General features: G+C 42.1%; 6 protein-coding genes. All 6 read left to right on the plus strand.

Annotation, left to right across the window (positions count from 1 at the left end; all coding sequences use genetic code 11):
- The coding region (locus B4C08_RS05375) for a carboxylesterase family protein (protein WP_296663777.1) at positions 1–1,136 on the plus strand (1,136 nt) is incomplete at its 5' end.
- Between the two features lie 348 nt (positions 1,137–1,484).
- On the plus strand, positions 1,485–2,450 hold the full coding sequence (locus B4C08_RS05380; protein WP_296663779.1) for a XamI family restriction endonuclease: 966 nt from the start codon (positions 1,485–1,487) through the stop codon (positions 2,448–2,450).
- Positions 2,408–3,964, plus strand: coding sequence for an Eco57I restriction-modification methylase domain-containing protein (locus B4C08_RS05385; protein ID WP_296663780.1), 1,557 nt, complete (start codon positions 2,408–2,410; stop codon positions 3,962–3,964). The genes B4C08_RS05380 and B4C08_RS05385 overlap by 43 nt, the downstream gene beginning before the upstream one ends.
- Before the next feature lie 553 nt (positions 3,965–4,517).
- Positions 4,518–5,213 (plus strand): DUF6261 family protein, encoded by a 696-nt coding sequence (locus tag B4C08_RS05390; protein ID WP_296663782.1) that lies wholly within the window; start codon positions 4,518–4,520, stop codon positions 5,211–5,213.
- A 257-nt stretch (positions 5,214–5,470) separates the two neighbouring features.
- A complete protein-coding gene (locus B4C08_RS05395; RefSeq protein ID WP_296663783.1) occupies positions 5,471–6,211 on the plus strand; it encodes a formylglycine-generating enzyme family protein in 741 nt (246 codons plus the stop codon).
- A 116-nt stretch (positions 6,212–6,327) separates the two neighbouring features.
- Positions 6,328–6,565 (plus strand): hypothetical protein (locus B4C08_RS05400; protein ID WP_414717775.1); only part of this gene is annotated, 238 nt, incomplete at its 3' end.

A 6,565-nucleotide genomic window follows, 5' to 3' on the forward strand; every position in this document is an offset into this window, starting at 1 on the left:
ACCACAGGCTCAACGTGCTTGGTCACTTGAATCTTTCTTCCTATTCCGATGAGTACAAGTATTCGGGCAATGTCGGAATCTATGACTTGGTTCAGGCTTTGCAGTGGATAAAGTCAAACATTGCAAATTTTGGCGGCGACAAGAACAACATAACAATTTTTGGAGAAAGCGGCGGCGGAGCAAAAGTCCTTGCGCTTATGGAAAGCCCTTACGCAAACGGACTTTTCAGGCGCGGAATTGTTGAAAGCGGCGCGACCGAGACAATGGGCGTTCTTTGGACTCCAAAGGCGGCTGCTGAGCGCGTTACCGAGCTTACGCTTGAAAACCTCGGGCTTAAAAAAGACGAATTTGAAAAGCTCCAGAGCGTTCCTTATTCCGACCTTGTTCAGGCTTCCGACAAAGCTCTTGACCAGACAGGAAAAGAATTCAAGATTCCTGCGGCTCTTGGAGAAGGCTATTCTCTTTCATGGGAGCCTTACGTTGACGGCGACTTTATTCCCGACGACATCGCAGGCAAAAACGGATTTCCGAAGAACGGCGAAAAATACTCTCTTCTGATTGGCTCGAACCTGAACGAATGGGAAACAATGCAGAAAATGGGCGACGCTTCATGGAACAGCGGAAGCAAAATCACGATGGGCGCGGACGAGACAAAATCTCTTCTTTCCCAAAAATACGGCGAAAAGGCGGATGAGGTTCTTGCGGCTTTCAAGACGGCATATCCTGAAAAGCAGGATTTTGAGGCGGCCTATGTTGACTCGCGCGTAATCAGAATTCCAATGCTAAAGATTATGAGGGCAAAGGCGCGGCAGAAATCCCCGGTGTACTCGTACATCTTTGCGCTTGACAGTCCGCTTTCAGTCCACACTGCGGAAATTCCGTTCGTGTTTGCAAACGCTGACATGGCTCTTGTAAAGACCACGGATTCCTCGGCGGCAAAAAAAGTTCAGGACGAAATGTCTGACGCATGGATTGCCTTCGCAAAAAACGGCGACCCTAGCACTGTTAATCTGAAGTGGGAAGCGTACACAAACGCCGGCGGCGCAACAATGATTTTTGACGAGAACACCCGCCTTGCTCGCAACCACGACAAAAAACTGATTCAGCTTTTAGCCCCTGAATACAGCTGGGAATAGAAGCGGACGTTGATGCAAAAACATTCGCGTTGAACCATAAAACTGGAGAAAGAAAATCAATGACTTTCTCCAGTTTTTTTATATGGGCGTTCCCTTCGCTCCGCTCGGGGCGGGCTTTTCGGGGTTACGCTATCGCTCCATTGCTACACTTCGCATTGCTCCGTTCCGCAACGGCTACGCCGCCCCTACAATCCCTAACGCAAAATTACTATGGAAGTTTTGTCAAAAATTGTGTATAGTAATTTTATAATTAATCATCAAAATACAATCATGAATGAAAAGTTGGTTCCTTTTCGTGAAGATGTCTGAAATACCTGTGTCATTAAAAACTGGAACTAGGTGGATAATATGGGAATAAATCTTGATAAGCCGCAATTATGGAAAGATGATATAAAATCATCTGTTGATTTGTATAATGCATGGTTTATGGAATTTGCTCCGAAAGCCTTTAGGGAGACTCGTGCATCCACTGCTAAGAGTGTTGAATTAGCATTGCAAAAAACAGAATATTTGAGGGATATTTCAGTGGTTGTTTTAGAAAAATATCCAGAGGTCTTGCCCATATTGAGAATGTCAACTTGTCCGCCTATTGCAAGAGACAGGTTGATAGGGCTGGCTGGTGTTTCAAAAACTCTTGTGCTAAATATGGAGAATAATGAAAGACCTCATATTTCTTCAAGAATGAAAAAATCTCAACTTTCCAATGACCTTCAGAAAATATCGGACATAATAACTAAAATGATTGATTCGGATATTTTTACATGGCTGCAGAATAGAAGACTGCCTGATGAAACAGAAATAATGCGTTCCTCAACAATAGTTGCTGACCGGCTATGCGGTGCTGTTGCTGACCCTATTATCAGAAATGCACAGGAAAAACGTCAGCTTGCGGCAATAGCTTCTTTTTTGGAAAAAAACGGATATAAGTTAGTAAAAGATAGAAGGCACTATAACGAAATGCCTCCCGGAACTTTTTCCTTTCATACAAATGTTCCTGTTTTCGTCTCAGAAAATGCTGGAGATAAAGTTAATATTCCTGTTGATGTTGTCGTTATGCCGGTATCTGCAAAAGAGGGGGATATTCCATTGTTTATTGAAGCTAAATCGGCTGGAGATTTTGCAAATGTAAACAAACGGCGAAAAGAAGAAGCTGTGAAAATGCAACAATTAAAAAATACTTTTGGGAATGATGTTTCTTATTCTTTGTTTTTGTGCGGATATTTCGATTCCGGATATTTAGGATATGAGGCTGCGGAGGGTATTGATTGGATATGGGAACACAGAATAACCGATTTAAAAAAACTGAAAATATGATTGACTTGGAAAAAAATCGTGAACAATTGCAGTTCGATATAGACAAAACTAAAAGCATTGATGAACGGAGAAAATTCGGACAATTCGCAACTCCGTTTGACTTGGCTAGGGAGATTATGTCTTATGGACTTGAACTGCTCAATAAAAATGCAGTTTCGTTTTTAGAACCATCATTAGGAACAGGAGCTTTTTATTCGGCACTTCTTCAAGAAACAAACTCTATAGATATTAATATTGAAAAGGCAACTGGCATTGAAATAGATTCTTTATATTTTAATGCCGCAAAATTGTTTTGGAGTGATGATTATTTGAAAATATATAACGCTGATTTTACTCATCTTTCTCCTGATGGAAAATATAATTTATTGATTGCAAATCCTCCGTATGTGAGGCATCATTATATCTCTCAGGAAGAAAAAAAATATTTATGTGATTGTGTGAAGCAGGAGACAGGAATTGATGTGTCCGGTTTGGCGGGATTGTACTGCTACTTTTTGCTTTTGTCTCATAAATGGCTTGCACCGGGGGCTATATGCGGATGGCTAATGCCGAGTGAATTTATGGACGTTAATTATGGGCTGGCTGTAAAGAAATATTTGCTTAACAATGTTCATTTGTTGCGCATACATAGATATAATCCTGACAATTCGAAATTTGATGATGCTTTGGTTTCTTCTTGTGTTGTATGGTTCAAGAATGAAGTTTTGAATGATGATTATGACGTTGAATTTTCGTATGATGGCACGCATAGTTCGCCCTTAAAAAGTAAAATAATCAAAAAGTCTGTTTTGTTGTCTGAAAGAAAATGGACAAGATTTCCTGAAAAAGAAATCCGTACAAATGAAAAAAATATAACGACAATAGGTGATTACTTTACAATAAAAAGAGGACTTGCAACAGGAGACAATCATTTTTTTATTCTTGAAAAAGAGAAAATAGAGAAACTTGGACTTGATATGAGTTTTTTCAAACCTGTATTACCAAGTCCTAGAAATTTAAAAATAGATTGTGTTGAAACAGATACTGATGGGAATCCAAAGCTTGAAAAACAATATTATCTTTTGGATTGCAGATTGAGCGAAAATGAAGTACACGAAAAATATCCTGATTTATGGAATTATCTTCAAAGTGGCATGTTGGAAACAGGCAGCAAGTATATTTGTAAGAACCGTAAAACATGGTATTTACAGGAGCATAGGCAAGCAACTCGTTTTCTTTGTTCGTATATGGGACGAGGAAATAAAAATAAATCACCTATCCGTTTTATCTTAAATTTGTCAAATGCAATCGCTACAAATTCATACCTGATGCTTTATCCAAAAGAACGGTTGCAGCAGGCTATATCAAATAATCCTGATATTGTTTTCCAGATATGGAAAGGTTTAAGAACTATAGCTGCCGATGAAATAGAAGATGAGGCTCGTGTATATGGCGGCGACCTTAAAAAGATAGAGCCAAAGGAACTGGCAAAAGTTTCCTGCAAAGGACTTTTTGAGGTGTGTAACATTTTATAATAGCTGTAACTTTTTTTATCAATGGTATTGATTTTTTTGAAATTTTATTCCGCGTCCCAAACTTACACACTTTCATCAAACAGAACTATTCCACAGACTGTCCGCGCGTACTTTCGTCAAACGGAAAAATTCCGTTTGCTGACCGCAAGCAATTTCTTGAAACGGAATAATTCCGCGGGCTGAATTTGCTTGCTTTCCTGCCGTAGAAAAATTCCGTGCGCTGTCAGCACACACTTTCTTCAAACAGAATAATTCCGCAGCGTGAACTGGCGTACTTTCTTCAAGCGGAATGATTCCGCGACCTGTCCGCACGTCATTTCTGACTGCGGAATTTTAAAATCTGCAAAAAAATACAAATCCGACTTGTTCTGTTTATTTTTTCATCTTGCCGTTTTTAGCCTTGCGTTAATATTAGTATTCCCTTATTCTTCTTTGTGAAGAGTTTAATTTTTCCATTCATGGAGGAAACAGACTATCGGGATTGTACATTTTGACTTCCAAGACAGAATGACCAATCAAATTCCAGCCATTCATTTTTTCTTAGGAGGTCAAAATGAATAAGATTATTTCAAAAATCCGTGTCGCCGAGCTTGACACGCTTTCTGACATTCTTGTGCGTCTGTACAAGGATTCTTCCGCTGCGGAAAACTCGGTTTCAAAGGATGCGAACCTTTCCGGCATTATGGAGGAAGTTGAAAAACTTTCTGCTGAAATCACCACGGCAATCAAGAGCGACCGTGTCTCAAGCACGCTTGACGAGGCTGACATTGCGCGCGACGAGATTATCCGGAACTTGGGCGACGCACTCACAGGCTACGCGGCGATTCCGATTGAGGCGAAAAAGTCGGCTGCCCAGAATCTTCTTTCGGTTTTCAGCAAGTACGGAAAGCAGATTACGCAGAAAAATTTTGCCGAGGAATCTTCGCTTATTGAAAGCCTTCTTGAGGACTTCGGAGCGGAATCTCTCAAGACTGATGTCGCGGCACTGGACGGAGTTGGCGAGCTTGTTTCAGAGTTGCGGACGGCTCAGGACAGCTTCAACAAGGCGAATGACGACTTTACGAACGCGAGCGTGAACAGGGGAGAAAGCGCGACTTCGGTAAAGAAGAGCCTGATTTCCGTGCTGAACGACAAGCTCGTGCCGTATCTTTCTGCGGTTGCCCCTCTCGCGGACTACAAGGACTTCGCCTCAAAGTGCGAGGCAGAGATTACAAAAGCGAACGCGACCGTTGCAAACCGCGGAAAGTGATTTCAATTTACAATGCTTAATGAATAATGCGTAATTTGCAATAACTAATGCGTGGCAGATAATGTCATCTTCGGGCTTGACCCGGAGAACTGTTGCATAAATGCCATGCGTCATGTTTTTTCAGGCAGCTTCTGCTTTGCGGCAGGGGCTGTTTTTTTTATCTTTATCTTCTTGTTATAACCAAAACTCATACTGGCTAAAAGAAAGTTGTATTTTAAATATCTTCAAATCCTGGTTATTTTTCTGTCATGGGAATTATGAAAAAATCTTTTCTTTTTGCGTTTGCTCTTCTTGCGGGGATTCCGGCTTTTGCTTCGGACTTGGACGGCGGCTTTGTTTTTGTGGAGGGCGGCGAGTTCATCTCTTCTTCCTGCACGAAAAATCCTGATGATTACACTTTTCATTCTGAGACTGTCGCGGACTTTTACATTTCAAGATACGAGGTTACGGCGGAGCTTTACAAGCGTGTGACCGGGAAAAATCCTGCCGGAGTTTCGGACATGAGGCGTCCGGCCGAGAATGTTTCGGGGCTTGACTGCATTGAATTCTGCAACGCTTTGAGCCGCATGGAAAATCTTGACGAGTGCTATTATCAGTCGGGCGGAAAATGGGTATGCGATTTTTCAAAGAACGGCTACAGGCTTCCGACTTTGCCTGAATGGGAATATGCGGCGCGCGGCGGAAAAAAGTCGAAAGGCTTCAAGTATTCAGGCTCAGACAACATCGGAGAAGTCGGCTGGTATGACGGAAATTCCAGAGGTCATTCGCATCCAGTGGGGCAGAAAAAGGCGAACGAGTTTGGACTTTACGACATGAGCGGAAATGTGGGCGAGCGTTGCTGGAATCCGTCTTACGAAGGAAAAAATCCTGCCCATGTGGGGCGCGGCGGCTGCTGGATTTACTACGAGGGCTACTGCACGCCGGATTACCGTTTTGTTACGACTGCGGATTTTTGTGGCGAAGGGCTGTGGCTTAGGCTTGTTAGAAGCGCGGTGTGAGAGCATAACCAAAACTTATGCTGACTAAAAGAAAGTTGTATTTTAAATATTTTTCTGCCTGTTTTATATTCTAGGCATAAAGAGATTTGGCGGAAATCTTTCAAGAGAGGTCAAGAATGATGAAAAAACTGTTTTTTGCTTTTATTGCGGCGGCCGCGCTTTGTTTTTCGGCTTCTGCAAAGTCGCTTGTTGTTTATTTTTCTGTTCCTGAAAGCACAAAGACTTCGGGGCTTACGCGGAACGAGGAGAACAGTCTTGTCGTGGTGGACGAAAAGGCGTTGGGGAATGTTCAGTATGTGGCGGACCTTATTGCAGATGAGACCGGCGCAGATATTTTCCGCCTTGAAGCGAAAG

The organism is Treponema sp. UBA753, from assembly GCF_002297325.1.
Classification (GTDB): domain Bacteria; phylum Spirochaetota; class Spirochaetia; order Treponematales; family Treponemataceae; genus Treponema_D.

Bases quoted from the DNA above. Each gene is read 5' to 3' on its own strand.
- B4C08_RS05380 (WP_296663779.1), top strand. From the start codon at position 1,485: ATGGGAATAAATCTTGATAAGCCGCAATTATGGAAAGATGATATAAAA.
- B4C08_RS05385 (WP_296663780.1), top strand. From the start codon at position 2,408: ATGGGAACACAGAATAACCGATTTAAAAAAACTGAAAATATGATTGAC.
- B4C08_RS05390 (WP_296663782.1), top strand. From the start codon at position 4,518: ATGAATAAGATTATTTCAAAAATCCGTGTCGCCGAGCTTGACACGCTT.
- B4C08_RS05395 (WP_296663783.1), top strand. From the start codon at position 5,471: ATGAAAAAATCTTTTCTTTTTGCGTTTGCTCTTCTTGCGGGGATTCCG.